At 63.4% G+C, this 15243-nt stretch carries 15 protein-coding genes; 7 read left to right on the top strand and 8 right to left on the bottom strand.

What is annotated here, in order from left to right; all coding sequences use genetic code 11:
- Nucleotides 1-202: 202 nt before the first annotated feature.
- Together phaR and C7I85_RS08250 are read left to right on the top strand one after the other, a co-directional pair.
- Nucleotides 203-784, top strand: a complete 582-nt coding sequence (gene phaR / locus C7I85_RS08255; RefSeq protein ID WP_106723476.1) for a polyhydroxyalkanoate synthesis repressor PhaR — start codon at nucleotides 203-205, stop codon at nucleotides 782-784.
- A 400-nt stretch (nucleotides 785-1184) separates the two neighbouring features.
- Nucleotides 1185-1613 carry a GlcG/HbpS family heme-binding protein gene (locus tag C7I85_RS08250; protein ID WP_106723475.1) on the top strand — a complete coding sequence of 143 codons (429 nt, stop codon included), beginning with the start codon at nucleotides 1185-1187 and terminating at the stop codon, nucleotides 1611-1613.
- A gap of 190 nt (nucleotides 1614-1803) precedes the next feature.
- Here C7I85_RS08250 and rpmF read toward each other — a convergent pair whose 3' ends face one another.
- Together rpmF and mtgA are read right to left on the bottom strand one after the other, a co-directional pair.
- A complete protein-coding gene (rpmF, locus tag C7I85_RS08245; protein ID WP_008834724.1) occupies nucleotides 1804-1986 on the bottom strand; it encodes a 50S ribosomal protein L32 in 183 nt (60 codons plus the stop codon).
- A 189-nt stretch (nucleotides 1987-2175) separates the two neighbouring features.
- On the bottom strand, nucleotides 2176-2883 hold the full coding sequence (gene mtgA / locus C7I85_RS08240; protein WP_181257125.1) for a monofunctional biosynthetic peptidoglycan transglycosylase: 708 nt from the start codon (nucleotides 2881-2883) through the stop codon (nucleotides 2176-2178).
- Between the two features lie 200 nt (nucleotides 2884-3083).
- On the opposite strand from mtgA, the gene C7I85_RS08235 reads away from it, so the two are divergent.
- Complete coding sequence (locus tag C7I85_RS08235) at nucleotides 3084-4001, top strand: polyprenyl synthetase family protein (protein WP_106723474.1); 918 nt, start codon at nucleotides 3084-3086, stop codon at nucleotides 3999-4001.
- A 102-nt stretch (nucleotides 4002-4103) separates the two neighbouring features.
- On the top strand, nucleotides 4104-6464 hold the full coding sequence (locus tag C7I85_RS08230; RefSeq protein WP_106723473.1) for a response regulator: 2361 nt from the start codon (nucleotides 4104-4106) through the stop codon (nucleotides 6462-6464).
- A gap of 12 nt (nucleotides 6465-6476) precedes the next feature.
- Here C7I85_RS08230 and C7I85_RS08225 read toward each other — a convergent pair whose 3' ends face one another.
- The 5 genes from C7I85_RS08225 to ispG all read right to left on the bottom strand — a co-directional run bounded on the left by C7I85_RS08225 (nucleotide 6477) and on the right by ispG (nucleotide 11908).
- Nucleotides 6477-7508, bottom strand: coding sequence for an HlyD family secretion protein (locus tag C7I85_RS08225; RefSeq protein ID WP_106723472.1), 1032 nt, complete (start codon nucleotides 7506-7508; stop codon nucleotides 6477-6479).
- A gap of 22 nt (nucleotides 7509-7530) precedes the next feature.
- Entirely contained in the window at nucleotides 7531-9105 is a 1575-nt protein-coding gene (locus tag C7I85_RS08220) for an MFS transporter (protein ID WP_106723471.1), read from the bottom strand.
- Between the two features lie 144 nt (nucleotides 9106-9249).
- Nucleotides 9250-9693 carry a MarR family winged helix-turn-helix transcriptional regulator gene (locus tag C7I85_RS08215; RefSeq protein ID WP_106723470.1) on the bottom strand — a complete coding sequence of 148 codons (444 nt, stop codon included), beginning with the start codon at nucleotides 9691-9693 and terminating at the stop codon, nucleotides 9250-9252.
- Between the two features lie 106 nt (nucleotides 9694-9799).
- Nucleotides 9800-10651 carry a lytic transglycosylase domain-containing protein gene (locus C7I85_RS08210; protein ID WP_106723469.1) on the bottom strand — a complete coding sequence of 284 codons (852 nt, stop codon included), beginning with the start codon at nucleotides 10649-10651 and terminating at the stop codon, nucleotides 9800-9802.
- A 3-nt stretch (nucleotides 10652-10654) separates the two neighbouring features.
- Nucleotides 10655-11908 (bottom strand): flavodoxin-dependent (E)-4-hydroxy-3-methylbut-2-enyl-diphosphate synthase, encoded by a 1254-nt coding sequence (gene ispG / locus C7I85_RS08205; RefSeq protein ID WP_106723468.1) that lies wholly within the window; start codon nucleotides 11906-11908, stop codon nucleotides 10655-10657.
- A gap of 337 nt (nucleotides 11909-12245) precedes the next feature.
- Between ispG and C7I85_RS08200 the strand changes: the two genes are divergently transcribed.
- From C7I85_RS08200 to C7I85_RS08190, 3 genes are all read left to right on the top strand, one after another.
- Complete coding sequence (locus C7I85_RS08200; RefSeq protein ID WP_106723467.1) at nucleotides 12246-13205, top strand: sugar-binding transcriptional regulator; 960 nt, start codon at nucleotides 12246-12248, stop codon at nucleotides 13203-13205.
- A gap of 105 nt (nucleotides 13206-13310) precedes the next feature.
- Nucleotides 13311-13757 (top strand): SRPBCC family protein, encoded by a 447-nt coding sequence (locus C7I85_RS08195; RefSeq protein ID WP_106723466.1) that lies wholly within the window; start codon nucleotides 13311-13313, stop codon nucleotides 13755-13757.
- The gene (locus C7I85_RS08190) at nucleotides 13744-14076 is read left to right on the top strand and encodes an ArsR/SmtB family transcription factor (protein ID WP_106723465.1); all 333 of its coding nucleotides are present in this window, start codon (nucleotides 13744-13746) and stop codon (nucleotides 14074-14076) included. The genes C7I85_RS08195 and C7I85_RS08190 overlap by 14 nt, the downstream gene beginning before the upstream one ends.
- Nucleotides 14077-14114: 38 nt before the next feature.
- Here the strand turns inward: C7I85_RS08190 and C7I85_RS08185 are convergent, their stop codons facing one another.
- Complete coding sequence (locus tag C7I85_RS08185; RefSeq protein ID WP_106723464.1) at nucleotides 14115-14936, bottom strand: alpha/beta fold hydrolase; 822 nt, start codon at nucleotides 14934-14936, stop codon at nucleotides 14115-14117.
- Between the last annotated feature and the right edge of the window lie 307 nt (nucleotides 14937-15243).

Genomic DNA, 15243 nt, shown 5'->3' with positions numbered 1-15243 from the left:
TCCCAGACCCGAGTCAAATTGGAAATGGCCCGAACCGGGCCGGTCGCCGCTCGCGACACCGTTCAACACGATCTTTCGCGCCCGAATGATCCCGCACTGCACAAACTTCTTGGAATTGCAGCAGCTTTGCGCATATCCTGCCCCGAAGCACAATCGTTGCCGGCTGCTTCTCAGGGCACACCGGTCTCCGGGGAGGAAGTCGATGCCCGCAAAAGACGATCCGGTGGTGATCAAGAAATACGCCAACCGCCGCCTCTACAATACGGGGACCAGCACCTATGTGACGCTCGAAGACCTCGCCGAGATGGTCAAGAAGGGCGAAGAGTTCAGCGTGCAGGATGCCAAGACCGGCGAGGACATCACCCATTCGGTCCTTACCCAGATCATTTTCGAGTTGGAGAACAAGGACGGGCAGAACATGCTGCCCATCCCCTTCCTGCGCCAGCTGATCGCCTTCTACGGCGACCAGATGCAGATGATCGTGCCGAGCTTCCTCGAGCAGTCCATGGCCGCCTTCGCCAAGGAGCAGGAACGGTTTCGCGAGCAGATGAAGGCCGCCTTCGGCAAGACGCCGATGGACATGATGAAGCTCAACCCCATGCAGGCGCTGGAAGAACAGACGCGCCGCAACATGGAAATGTTCCAGAACGCCATGCGCATGTTCACCGCCTTCCCGCAAGGCGCGCAGCCCGAGAGCGAGAAGAAGCCCGAAAAGACGGACGACCTTCAGGAGCTGAAGGAACAGATCGCTGCCATGCAGCGCAAGATCGATTCGATGGGGTGAGCGCCCGGTCCGCCCTATGGGCGGATCGAAACGTCCGCTGGACGTTTCGAAGGGCGCGAACGCCGGGACGCTGCCGTAGGCAGCGGGGACCCGGCAGGGCCGTGCCGAGCCAACGGTTTGGCTTTTTGAACGACGAACGCCCGGAGCCATAGCGGAGGGCAGGGACGGACCGCGACGCTGCCGCAGGGAGCGGGGACCCGGCAGGGCCAGCGCCCGACCAAAAGCCGACATCTCCGTAGCGTTTTCCTCCTCAGGCAACGTCGGCGCCTTCGCGTCCGCTCGCGTGAGCAATGGCTCGCCGACCAACCCGGTCGCGAATTCGCAATCAACTTCAACGCAGATCAGTGTATCGCTACATCAGACAAGCGATTCTGCCGACGGAAGCCAACTGGAGAATTTCATGAGCCCGATTACGCTCGCAAAAGCCAACGCAATCATCGAGGCCGCATTCGCAAAGGCCAAGGAAGCCGACCTCAAGCCGCTGTCGGTCGTGGTGCTCGACGCCGGCGGTCATGTGATCGCCTTCCAGAAGCAGGACGGCTCGTCCATGCTGCGTTTCGAGATCGCGTCGGGCAAGGCGTACGGCGCGCTGGCGGTCGGCATGGGCTCGCGGAAGCTAGAACTTCTCGCCAAGGAGCGCCCGCATTTCATGGAAGGCCTGTCGGGCGTGAGCGGCGGCAAGGTGGTACCGGTGCCCGGCGGCGTGCTCGTGCGGTCGGGCGGCCAGATCATCGGTGCCGTCGGCATCACCGGCGATACGTCCGACAATGACGAGCTTGCGGCCATTGCCGGCATCGTGGCGGCTGGCTTCGAAGCTGACGGCGGCTGAGGTGGCTGTCGCCAGCCCTCAACAAACCTTGGAGCGGTGGTCATCCTGACGGATGCCCCTGATCCGCTCCATCTCGTTGCTTCAGCCGCATTTGTGCCACGCCAAGCGATCCCGCTTGGCTGCAGACAAACAAAAAGGACCGGTGCGAGACCGGTCCTTTTTCTGTTCGCTAGACGCGCTTGGAAGCTTCTCAGCTTTCCTTCGGCGTCAGAACCTGGCGGCCGCGATACATGCCGGTCTTCAGGTCGATGTGGTGCGGGCGGCGCATTTCGCCCGAGTTCTTGTCCTCGACATAGGTCGGGGCCTTCAGCGCATCGGCCGAACGGCGCATGCCGCGCTTGGACGGCGAGGTTTTTCGTTTTGGCACAGCCATGGAAGTGCTCCATCCATCGTAAAGACCCCGTCTGCCCTCGTGAAAGGGCCGCACGTCTCGGGCCGGAATCTGAGATAAGTGGCGTGGCTATACACACCTATCCGGCAAAAGGCCAGCGTCACCGATATTTTTTTTCGAGACGCCGCCGGGAAATCTCGCCCGAACTTTGAGAACCCTTGCGGCCAGGCGCTATTCCACGCAGCCGACATAGCCTCCCGCGCGCGAAGCGCGGCGCTGAACGACATTGGCGACACGCTTCAGGCCTGGGCCGGCCTTGGCCGGGTTGCGGTCGATGGGATTGGGCAGGGCCACCGTCAGCAAGGCCGCCTGGCGGGCCGTCAGCTTGCTGGCCGAGACGCCGAAATGGTGCTGGGCCGCCGCCTCGATGCCATAGATGCCCGGCCCCCATTCGGCGATGTTGAGATAGATCTCCATGATCCGCTTCTTGGGCAATACCGCGTCGAAATACACCGCCAGCGGCACTTCCAGCCCCTTGCGGATCATCGAACGGCCCGGCCAGAGGAAGAGATTCTTGACCGTCTGCATGGTGATCGTCGAGGCCCCTCGCGTCGCCTCGCCGGCTAGCGCATCGTCGATGACGCCCTTGAGCTCGCCCCAGTCGATGCCGCGGTGCGAGCAGAACTGCCCATCCTCCGACATGATCACCGAGTGGGCGAGGACAGGGGAAACGTCATCGATCGCAATCCACTGCCGGTCGTAGCCCTGCAGCGACACGATGTCCTTGAGCATCAGGGTCGAAACCGGATGAACGAAGGGAGGCAGATAGAGGAAGGTCAGGACAATCGGCACCAGCGCCAGGCAGACGACAGCCACGACGCCGCGTCGAATCCAAAGACGGGCGTCACCGAGCGACATCGTTCTTCGCCTCGGCGCCATAGTGAGCCCTTGCGCTTCCGGATCGATCATCGGTTCGTCCAAGCCGTCTGCCCCTTGGTCCCCTCTCCCTTCGGCATAATAGCGCTTGGCCGGATGCGCAACGCCTGAGGGGGCAATCCACCTCCTTAAGCCCCATCACAAACGAGTTTTGGCAAGGCCGTGCTTGACCCCGCCCACGTTTGACGTAAACCGTGCCGACCATGATGGCCCCTGACACCATACCTTTCGAAGCCCGTCTCGAAGCTCGCGCGGAACAAGTCGAGGCCCTGTTGCGGCGCCTGCTCGACGACAGGCTGCTGCCCGGCGAGATAGCCCGGCCGCAGCAGCTGTTCTCGGCGATGCGGCACGGCGTTCTCAATGGCGGCAAGCGCCTGCGGCCTTTCCTGGTGCTCGAAAGCGCGGCGCTGTTCGAGGCAGACGCGGAAGCTGCGCTGCGGGTGGCGGCAGCACTCGAATGCGTGCATTGCTATTCGCTGATCCATGACGACCTGCCGGCGATGGACGACGACGATCTGCGCCGCGGCCAGCCGACCGTGCACAAGGCCTTTGACGAGGCCAGCGCCATCCTGGCCGGCGACAGCCTGCTCACCTACGCCTTCGACATCCTTGCCGACACGGCAACCGCTCTGCCCGCCGAGCGCAAACTGGCGCTCGTGCTGGGTCTTGCCCGCGCAGCCGGCCCCGGAGGCATGGCCGGCGGCCAGGCCCTGGACCTTGAAGCAGAACGCAGCTCGCCCGACGAAGCCGGGATCATCAGGTTGCAGGCGATGAAGACCGGCGCGCTGATCCGCTATGCTTGCGAGGCGGGCGCAATCCTGGCCGGGGCTCAGGAAGAGGACCGAGAGAGGCTTGCCGAATTCGGCTCGGCCATCGGCCTTGCCTTCCAGCTTGCCGACGACCTGCTTGATCTTACCGCCGACGCCGAGACCATGGGCAAGGCCACGGGCAAGGACGCCGCGGCGGGCAAGGCCACGCTTGCAGCACTTCACGGCATAGACTGGACGCGCGCCCAGCTTCGCGGCCTGGTCGCACAGGCCCATGCGCTGCTCGAGCCCTATGGCGAGCGCGCCGATCTGCTCAGACAGGCGGCAAGTTTTATCGCCGAGCGGAGCAAGTAGGAGATTCGGCTCCGTAGCCTTAGAGGCTGAACGAATTTTTAATGTAAATCGAGCGTAATCCGACACGGTAAAATTGTACCTTTGTGCTCGGAGTGCTTCTGCGTGCCCGACTATTCCTCGTTTATCCGTTCAGTCCGGGTTCGGTATCTGTCGGGCTTGCTGGTTTTTGCGCTATCCGTTGGAATTATCCTCTACGCGATAAGCGGCACGAACGCCGTCCGCAACGAGATCGACCGCATCAGCGGCGACCTCGCCACCCTGGCGCGTGACCTGCACAACGCCACCGCATTCGCCGAGACGACGACGGGCGCCTGGCGCGAAGATACTCGCGTGGAACTCGGCAACGCGGCCAGCGGCCACGCCACGCGGCTGACGGCGCAGATAGAGGCACTAAGCGATGCGCTGGCCGGGATCCGGCCGGACCTGTCGGCCTCGACCATCGACAATCTCGACGGCGCGTCGGTGAACGGCGACCTGTTCTGGTCGGCTCGTGACATGGTGCGCAACCTTGGGCTGCTCGCCGGCATCAGCAAGATCGACGAGTGGAGCAGTCGCGAAATCCGCAACCAGAACAATCTGTTCGTGCAGCCCATGCTCATCCGCGCCCGCGCCGCGCTCGACCAGGAGCGCGCGCTTGCCGAACGGCGCAGCGACCAGATACTGTCCTATGCAAGCGTGCTGATGATCGCAGTGCTGGCGCTGGTCGCCTTCTGGATCTTCCGGCCGATGGAAAAGGCGATCCGCCGCGCCTTCGCCGAATCCAGACGGGCGCTGATGCAGGCCGAAGCGGCCGACCGCGCCAAGTCGGAATTCTTGGCCAATATGAGCCATGAAATCCGCACCCCGATGAACGGCGTGCTTGGCATGGCCGAGTTGCTGGCCCGCACCGAACTGACGCCCCGTCAGAAGACATTCACCGACGTGATCGTGAAATCCGGCAATGCGCTGCTGACGATCATCAACGACATCCTCGATTTCTCGAAGATCAATGCAGGCCAGCTGACCCTAGATCCGGCGCCCTTCAACATCGCCGAAGCCGTGGAGGACGTCGCCACGCTGATCTCCGCGCGCGTGGCAGAAAAGAATCTCGAGCTGATCGTGCGCATCGATCCGCGCCTGCCGGCGGGCGTCATCGGTGACGTGGGGCGCTTCCGCCAGATCATCACCAATATGCTGGGCAATGCGGTGAAGTTCACCGAGAAAGGCCATGTGCTGATCGACGTGAGCGGCGAAGCTGTCGACAATGTCGTGCAGCTTCGGGTGCGGGTCGAAGATACCGGCATCGGCATCCCCGCCGACAAGCTGCAGACCGTGTTCGAGAAATTCGCGCAGGTCGACGGCTCCTCGACGCGCCGCCATGAAGGCACCGGCCTCGGGCTCGCCATCGCCGCCCGCCTGGTCGATCTGATGGGCGGCAAGATCGGCCTCGAAAGCGAAGTCGGGCGCGGCTCGGTGTTCTGGTTCACAGTGCCGCTGCCGGTCCATGCCTTGACCGACAACAGCGACAATGTGCCGACCGACGTCACCGGCGCGCGCGTGCTCGTCATCGACGACAATCCGGTCAACCGCGAAATCCTGCTCGAACAGCTGCGCAGCTGGGGCTTCGACTGCGCCGCTGCCGAAAGTGGCGCTCTGGGCCTTGCCTTCCTCGACCGTGCTTTCCAGCTCGGCGCGCGGGTGGACTGCGTCATCCTCGACTACCAGATGCCCGGCATGAACGGCGCGGACGTCGCCAAGGCTATGTCGTCGGACAGCCGCCTATCATCCATCCCGGTCGTGTTGCTCACGTCGGTCGATCAGATCGATTTTGGCCGCCTCGTCATCGACTTCGGCATCGCCGCCCATCTCACCAAGCCGGCGCGTTCGGCCGTACTGCTCGGAACCGTCATCGGGGCTATCCAGAAGGCGCGCGTGCAGGCCGGCAAGGCCGCCTTCGTGCGTGAGCCGGCGCAGCCCGCACAGCCGGTCCAGCCGACGATCCAGCGGCAGGAGTTTGCCTCAACCCTGACGCTGCTGCGCGCCGCCGCGCCCGAACGCGAAGCCCCGCATGTGGCCGCGACCGCCACCCCGCTCGATATCCTCGTCGCCGAGGACAATGAGGTGAACCAGCTTGTTTTCGGCCAGATTCTCGACGGACTAGGCTTGAGCTACAAGATCGCCGCTAACGGACGTACGGCTGTGGAGATGTATCGCAGCTTCAAGCCGCGCCTCATGCTGATGGATGTCTCGATGCCCGAGATGAATGGCTATGAGGCGGCCCAGGCCATTCGTCAGATCGAGGCCAAGAACAGCACCCACACCCCGATCATCGGGGTCACGGCGCATGCGCTAAAGGGCGATCGCGAAAAGTGCATCGAGGCCGGCATGGACGACTACCTGCCCAAGCCCGTGTCGCCCGACCGGCTCGGCCGCAAGATCGGCGCGTGGCTGAGCGAGACGACGGAACTGGCGAGGACGGCTTAGGCGCCGGCTCGATCAGCTGCCGGCGCTGACCACCACCGACATGCCCGGCACCAGATCGGCAACGTGATCCTGGTCGGGATCGACCGATATGCGCACCGAAATCCGCTGCGCCACCTTGGTGAAGTTGCCGGTCGCGTTGTCGGGCTTCAGCACGCTGAACTCGGAGCCGGCAGCGGGCGACAGCCGCTCCACATGGCCGCGCATCGTCCTGTTCTCCAGTGCATCGACGGTGAAGGTAACCTGTTGACCGATCGTCAGGCCGTGGATCTGCGTTTCCTTGAAATTGGCGATCACCCAGGCGTCCTTGGGCACGATGGTCATCAGCTGTGTTCCGGCTGATACGTACTGGCCGATGCGAACCGCTACCTCGCCGAGCCGGCCGTCGCGCGGCGCCACGATCCGCGTGTTTTGCAGGTCGATGTCGGCAAGCTTGACGGCGGCCTCGGCGCTGGCGACTGCCGCCTGCAGCGAGCCGCGGTTTACAAGGATCGTTTCCAGCTGCTGGTGCGCAACCTCAAGCGCGGCTTCACCCTGGCTGACCGCGGCGCGAGCCTGATCCAGCGCGGCGCGAGCCTGATCCGAATCGCTCACGGTCGAGACGCCCTTCTTCACCAGCGGCTCGACGCGGTTCCAGTTGGCCTGGGCTCGCTTGAGTGCCGCATTGCTGCTTTCAAGCTGAGCTTCACTGACCTGAATGTTGGCCTTGGCTGACAGCTCTTGCTGGGTCGAGCCGGTGAGTGCCGCTTTCTGGCTGGCAAGCGTTGCCTGCGCCTGCTTGAGCTTCTGCTCGAAAATGCGCTTGTCGAGCTGGACCAGCAGCTGCCCAGCCTTCACCGTCTCATAGTCACTTACCGGAACTTCGGTGACATAGCCGCTGAGCTGGGGGCTGACGATCGTCACGTAGCCGCGCACATAGGCGTTTTCGGTGACCTGTACGCCGCCGGTGAATGGTGGCAGCCGCCAAGCGTAAAGAACCAGGGACAGGCCGGCAATACCCAGAACAACAGCAAGCACGGTGGCGGTGGAACGAATAAACTTGAACATCTTTCAATCTTGGCGGTTCGAATTAAGCGGCCTGCGGAGATTCCTGCGCGGAGCCGGCGGCAGCCGGGGCAAGATGGATCGCAGCCATGTGGATAAGCAGAGCCACGAGGGCGATGAACGAGATGATCGAGATCATCAGGAAAGCGTCGTTGTAGGCCAGCACATTGGCCTCGCGCGTTGCCTGCTGGTTGAGCAGGGCCAGACCCTCGGCGTTGAGCAGGGTCTTGTCGGTGAGAACCTTGCCATAGGCGCCGGTGAGCTGGGCGACGCGCTGGGCAACCATCGGGTCGCCGAGATTGATGTGCTCGACCAGAATGTTGGAATGGTACTTTTCGCGCAGCGTGACGAAGCTGGTGAAGATGGCCGAGCCGAGCAGGCCGCCTATGCTCTGCGTGGTCAGGAACACGATGATGAAGGAGAGGATGTAGTTCGGCCCCTTCTTCAGCGCGTTCATCAGGCCGGCCGCCATCGCGGTGGGCAGGAACAGGGCGCCGGCCATGGCGATCATCGCCTGGCTGAGGTACATCTCTGCCGGCCGCGTGAGGTTGGTGGAGTGGCTGTCCATGTAGGCGCCGACCATCAGCAAAGTGAGCGCGACGGCGTGGATCGTCGGCTCACGCCCCGGCTTCAGGACCAGCGCGCAGGCAAATCCCGCCACGACGGACGAGCCGATGATGATCCAATAGAGCATCGCCATCTGCTGATTTTGCAGCCCGAGCGCCTGGAAGAAGCCGGTCGACACCGAGGATTGCTCGGCAAGCACCAGGCGGAAGGTCAGCAAGGCGGCTGTGAAATGGACGATCTCGGGGCTGGCCAGCCAGCGAATGTCGATGAGCGGCGTCTGGCGGTTGAGTTCGATGACCGCCGCGATGGTCAGGCAGACGATCGAGAACGCCAGCAGCATGCCGAGCCAGGGGGCCTCGGTCCACCAATAAAGGCGTCCCATCACCAGCACCACTGCCGCCGATCCGAAGCCGAAGGCAATGAACAGGTAGCTGACGATGTCGACTTTGGTGATGACCTTGGCGCGCGGCTGCGGCGTCAGCGGAAGCAGGTAGATGGCGCCGAACGCCATCAGCGCGAAGGACAGCTCGAAGGTAAACAGCCCGTGCCAGGGGCCGATATCCAAGAGACCCGGCGAAACCAGCCTCGCTAGAGGGGCGCCGATGGCCGTGTTGGTGAGCGACAGGCAGAGCCCGAAATTGAGCTTCTTGGCCGGCGCAAACGGCTCGAGCATGTAGAGGAACGCCAGCGACGACATGGGCGAAGCGGCCACGCCGCTGAAGAAGCGCACAATGATCGCGCTGTTCAGGTCCGAGACGAAGAAGTGCATCACGCAGACCAGCACGAAGCCGAGAATGCTGAGCTCGGCGAAATTGCGCAGGCCGTATTGGGTGCGAATCCTGATCAGCGCCAATGACATGCTGACATTCGGCGCCATATAGGCCGCCACCAGCCAGGTTGCCTCCATGTTCGTGGCGCCAAGCGAACCCTGGATCTGCGGGATATTCGCCGACAGCATGTTCATGCCGAGGCCTTGCGTCATGGCGAGCAGGAAGGAGGCCGCGATGTAGGCCGCGGCCCGCAGGGGCGGCATCGTCAGAACCGCCGACGGAGACGCTGCGGATGCAGGAGCAGGTTGAGCGGGTTCGGCAGGTTGGGCGGGTGGCGTCTCCGGCTCTGCGGGCGCGTCAGCGGTCGCTGCTATTTGCGCGGACATGTTCATCTTATGCGTTCACGGTCAGGCCGTGCCTGACCCCTCAATGTTCTGCGCCATCCTACGGAGGACATCGAGGGTCACGTCGAGGTCGGCATCGTCGATGCCGGCCAACAGATCGCGTCTGAGTCCGCGCGCCATCTCCATGACGAGATCGGCGGCGGCCTCGCCTGCCGTCGTCATGGCGACTTGCTTGGCTCGCCGATCGGTGTCGACCGCGCGCCGCTCGATCAGGCCCTGCGTTTCCAGGCCATCGATCAGGCGCACGAGAGTCGCGTTCTCGATCTCCAGTTCCTCGGCGAGTTCCTTCTGATTGACGGCCTGGCCATCGGAGATGCGCATCAGGGTGCGCGCCCGGGCCAGGGTCAGCCCGCGTTCGCGAACGCGAGCGTCGAAAAGCGTGCGCATCTTGCGGCTCACCTTGGAGAGTTCGTCAAGAAGCAGCTCACGTGCCGGGATTGCCGTCATTAGGTAGTCGCCATACATGTAGGAAGCTAATTATCTACTCGCTATCTAATACGGAACGGGCCCGATTACAAGCCCGGTCTAGACAGACGTGATCGGAGAAACCGCCCTAGCGGTTGCGCATCACCACGCAAAAGCCGCCGGCGCTATGCAGCTTGCTGCAGATATTGTTAGCATCGGCCCGGTTGTCAGCGCCGATGCGCACGGCATAGACACCCGCCCGCCCCATCGGCGTGCGCACCCGGCTCACCACCGGCTCATAGGACTTCAGCAATGCCGGAAACTGCGACTGCACTCTTTGCCACTGGTTGACTGCCGCGGCGCGGCGGAAATTGCCGGCCACCTGCACACCCCAGGGCTTTATGTTGATGGCGGCCATGGGGATGGTGGCAGAGCGGATCACGGGCAGGAGGCGGCAGGCTTCCCCGAAAGGCTTGCCTGCTTTTAGCGGCGGGAAGCTGCCGGCATAGTCGCGGTTGGTGAAGGTATCTGCAGGCTCGCCCATGATGTCGAGCACGTAGCTTTCCGTCTCGAGCGGCAGGAAACCGCCGAGGGTCAACCAGCGCGAGACGCGGTTCTCGCCGGCATTGTAGGCGGCGGCCGCCAGCCCGAAATTGCCAAAGCTCTGCTTGAGATCGCTCAGATATTTCGCCGATGCGGGAATGGCCTGGTCGATGTCGAAAGGGTCGCCGAGGCCGCGCAGCTTGGCCGTGCCCGGCATGAACTGGGCTATGCCCTGCGCCCCCACAGGGCTTAGCGCATTGGCATCGAACCGGCTTTCCTTCCAGATCAGCCGGGCGAAGAAATTGCGCGGCACGCGGTTGCGGTCGGCTTCCTTCTCGATGAGATCACAGATGCGACCAATCGTGACCGGCAGCGACCGCCCCGGCGGATCGGCTGATGCCACGTCGCTCCAAACCATCGCACAAAGCAGCACTGCCGCTTTGGCGAGTTTGCGCATGGCCTATTCGGCCGCTTGCTTGCCGCTACGGCCGAAGCGCTGCTCGACGTAGTCGGCGACCATCTTCTCAAATTCCTGGGCGATCTGCGGCCCGCGCAGCGTGGTGGCCTTGCGCCCGTCGATGAAGACAGGGGCGGCCGGCGTTTCGCCCGTGCCGGGCAGCGAGATGCCGATATCGGCATGTTTCGACTCGCCCGGCCCATTGACGATGCAGCCCATCACCGCGATCTTCAGTTCCTCGACGCCCGGATATTTCTCGCGCCACACCGGCATGTTCTTGCGGATGTCGGCCTGAATGTTCTGTGCCAGCTCCTGGAAGACGGTCGACGTGGTGCGGCCGCAGCCAGGGCACGCCGCGACGATGGGGATGAACTGCCGAAAACCCATGGTCTGCAGCAGTTCCTGCGCCACCTGCACCTCGCGGGTGCGGTCGCCGCCGGGCTCCGGCGTCAGCGAGATGCGGATCGTGTCGCCAATGCCCTGCTGCAGCAGGATGCCCATGGCCGCCGACGACGCCACAATGCCCTTGGTGCCCATGCCCGCCTCGGTAAGGCCGAGATGCAGCGCATGGTCGGAGCGCGACGCGAGCATGGTGTAGACAGCGATCAGGTCCTGCACCTGGCTGACCTTGGCCGAGAGGATGATCTTGTCGCGCCCAAGGCCGATTTCTTCCGCGAGGTCCGCGGAGATCAGCGCCGACTGCACGATCGCCTCGCGCGTCACTTCCTGCGCGGTCATGGGCGAGCCCTTGGCCTGGTTCTCGTCCATCAGGCTCGTCAGCAGTTCCTGGTCGAGCGAGCCCCAATTGACGCCGATGCGCACCGGCTTGTCGTGCCTTATCGCCATTTCGACGATGTCGGCGAACTGCTTGTCCTTCTTGTCCTTGAAGCCGACATTGCCGGGATTGATGCGGTACTTCGCCAGCGCTTCGGCGCACGCCGGGTGGTCAGCCAAAAGCTTGTGGCCGATATAGTGGAAGTCGCCCACCAGCGGTACGTTGACGCCCAGCCGCTCCAGCCGCTCGCGGATCTTCGGCACTGCGGCCGCGCTCTCGTCACGGTCGACCGTGATGCGCACGATTTCCGAGCCGGCGCGATGGAGTGCTGCGACCTGCGCTACCGTCTGGTCGATATCGGCCGTGTCGGTGTTGGTCATCGACTGGACGACCACCGGGGCATCGCCGCCGACGATCACGCCGCCGACATCCACGCCGACCGATTTGCGGCGGGGGAAGGGAGAGGAAAAGTACCCGGTCATTGCCGGCAGCCTCTTTGCAAAAAAGCGAAAGACATTTGCGCCTGACGTGGAGGACGATGCGGCCGATGTCAATGGCCGCGACGATACACCTGAAACGACTGCGTGTTCATAGCGGCGAAATGTCGACGGAATTGGCCGAGGGACGAAGTTTATCCCCGGTGGCGATTCTGGACGACACCTGCGGCAACCTCGTCCAGTTGTTCCAGCCTTGAGCCCCCGCAACGAAACGCGTTTGCTCGTTCCGATCTGTGAACAATTGCCAGCTGCGATAGCAATTGCGCATGGCAAAAAAGCCTGCGACACTGCCGTCCGAACAGCCTTTGCAGAACGGACGAAGATGAATACCCGGCAGGAACACGGCAGCGGACGGCTCGACGATGCGGCGCGCGCCGGCTGGCTCTATTATGTCGCCGGCAACACCCAGGACCAGATCGCCGGCAAGCTCGGCGTATCGCGCCAAACAGCGCAGCGGCTGGTGTCGCTCGCGGTTTCCGAGGGGCTGATAAGGGTCCGGGTCGATCATCCGATCGCCAACTGCCTCGATCTTGCGGAGCGGTTGCAATCGCGCTTTGCGCTCGATCTCGTCGAAGTCGTACCAAGCGATCCCGATTCGACCTCCACTACAATCGGCATCGCGGAAGCGGCGGCGGCTGAAATCGAGCGGCGGCTGCGCTCGACCGAGCCCATCGTCATGGCCATCGGCACCGGCCGTACGCTGAAGGCGGCGATCGAGCAGCTGCCGCCCATGGAATGCCCGCAGCACAAGGTCGTATCGCTGACCGGCAATATCTCGCCGGACGGCTCCGCCGCCTTCTACAACGTCATCTTCACCGTGGCCGACAGGATCAAGGCGCGCAGCTTCCCCATGCCGCTGCCGGTCATCGCCTCCTCGCCCGAAGAGCGCGAAATGCTGCTCGGCCAGCCGATGATCCAGCAGACGCTGGCGCTGGCGGCACACGCCGATGTGACCTTCGTCGGCATCGGTGACCTTGGGACCAAGGCCCCGCTCTACGAGGACGGTTTTATCACCGAGTCCGAACTCAAGGCGCTACAGAAGGCGGGCGCGGTGGGCGAAATCGTCGGCTGGGCCTTTGATCGCGACGGCCGGATGATCGATGGCATCACCAATGAGCGCGTGGCCTCGGCACCGATCCCCTCGCGTGAAAAATCGCTGGTGATTGCGCTGGCCATGGGCGAGCGCAAGCTGCCCGGCATACAGGCCGCGATCACGCGCCGGCTGGTGAACGGACTGATCACCGACGAGCGCACGGCCGCGGCTTTGCTGGAAACTCGTTAAGCGCCAACACTGCCAGGGTCCGCACAGCTCTGGCGAATTGGCAACTTTTTGGTTGCATATCTGCTGCAAGATTGGCATGTTAAAAGGCAACCAGGAGGTTGCATCATGACCGATCGCATCGAGAAAAGCGTTGAGCTCAAGGCACCCATCGAGCGCGTCTGGACCGCGCTGACCGACCACGACGAGTTCGGCACATGGTTCCGCGTGAAGCTGGATGGCCCATTCGTGCCGGGCGAGATTTCGCGCGGCCACATTACCTATCCAGGCTACGAACATGTGCGCTGGGAAGCCATGGTCACGCGGATGGACGAGCCGCACTATTTCTCCTTCACCTGGCATCCCTATGCCGTCGATCCCGACGTCGACTATTCCGGCGAGACCCCGACGCTGGTCGAATTCAGGCTTGCGCCGACCGGCAGCGGCACGCGGCTGACGGTAACCGAATCGGGCTTCGACGCCCTGCCCCCGCATCGCCGGCCGGATGCGCTGCGCATGAACGACGGCGGTTGGGCCGAGCAAATGAAGAACATAGAGGAATATGTCGCTGCTTGAATCCCGCGGGACCGATCCCGCCCCGATCTTCGCGGCCCTCGGGGATCCGACGCGCCTCTCCCTGCTGACCAGGCTGAGCGACGGGCAAAGCCGCTCGATCGCGAGCCTTTCGGCCGACACGCAACTGACCCGGCAGGCCGTAACAAAGCATCTGCATGTGCTCGAAAATGCCGGCCTGGTGAAGTCCAGCCGAACCGGCCGCGAAAGCCGCTTTGCGTTCCAGCCGGAAGCCGTTGCCGAGGCAAAGGCTTATCTCGACAGCGTTTCCCGGCAGTGGGACGACGCGCTGTCGCGACTGCGCGCCTTGGTCGAACGCTAACCGGCCGAGTTTGCCCGGCCGGTTAGAAATTGTCCGAATTATCCGCGGATAAAGGCCAGCAAGTCGGCGCTGATCTCGTCCTTCAGCGTGGTGCACATGCCATGCGGGGCGCCCTTATAGACCTTCAATTCGGCTCCCTTGACGATTTTGGCCGACAGAGCCCCGGCGTCAGCGAAGGGAACGATCTGGTCGTCGTCGCCGTGCATGATCAGCGTCGGCACATCGAACTTCTTGAGGTCTTCCGTCATGTCGGTTTCGGAGAAGGCTTTTACGCAGAAATAGCTCGCCGGCATTCCCGCCATCATGCCCTGCAGCCAGAAGGACTCGCGGACGCCTTCCGACACTTTCGCGCCGGGCCGGTTGTAGCCGTAGAACGGCATGGAAAGGTCCTTCCAGAATTGCGACCGGTCGGCCAGGACATTGGCGCGGATCTGGTTGAAGACTTCGATCGGCGTGCCGCCGGGGTTCTTGTCCGACTTGACCATCACCGGCGGAACCGCGCCGATCAGCACCGCCTTGGCGACGCGCTTGGTGCCGTGCCGGCCGATATAGCGAGCAACCTCGCCGCCCCCGGTGGAATGGCCGACATGCACGGCGTCCTTGAGATCGAGCGCCTCGACCAGGGCCGCGAGATCGTCGGCATAGGTATCCATGTCGTTGCCCTGCCAGGGCTGGCTGGAGCGGCCGTGGCCGCGCCGGTCATGCGCGATGCAGCGATAGCCGTGCTGGGCGAGATAGAACATCTGGTCTTCAAAGGCGTCTGCGGAAAGTGGCCAGCCATGGCTGAACACCACCGGCTGTCCGCTGCCCCAGTCGTTGTAATAGATATTCGTGCCGTCCTTGGTCGTGAACATGCTCATCTGGCGAACTCCCTGGTTGAAGTTTGATCGATGAAGCAGCCGCGCTATCCCCTTGCGGGGCCCCAAACAGCCGCAACGCACAGCCCCGCCTCTGAGGTTGTGCGTTGCGGCCTGAAATAGCGCTCGGAATCACGGACAGAAGGCGCGCACGCGAAAAATCAGGGGCCGGAGATGCTCATTCGCGTCGGCCCGCCGGATCGTTTCCGTCCAGATAGCCGATGTCGCGCTGGAGATGGCGGGACAGCGTCCGGACATCGAGACAGGGCCGCCGCGGGGAAAGCAGCCATGCAAACCACGCGCGCCGACG

The organism is Pseudaminobacter soli (ex Li et al. 2025), from assembly GCF_003012705.1.
Classification (GTDB): Bacteria; Pseudomonadota; Alphaproteobacteria; order Rhizobiales; family Rhizobiaceae; genus Pseudaminobacter; species Pseudaminobacter soli.
The sequence above is the reverse complement of the archived record's forward strand: the minus strand, read 5'-3'. Positions and strand labels throughout refer to the sequence as shown.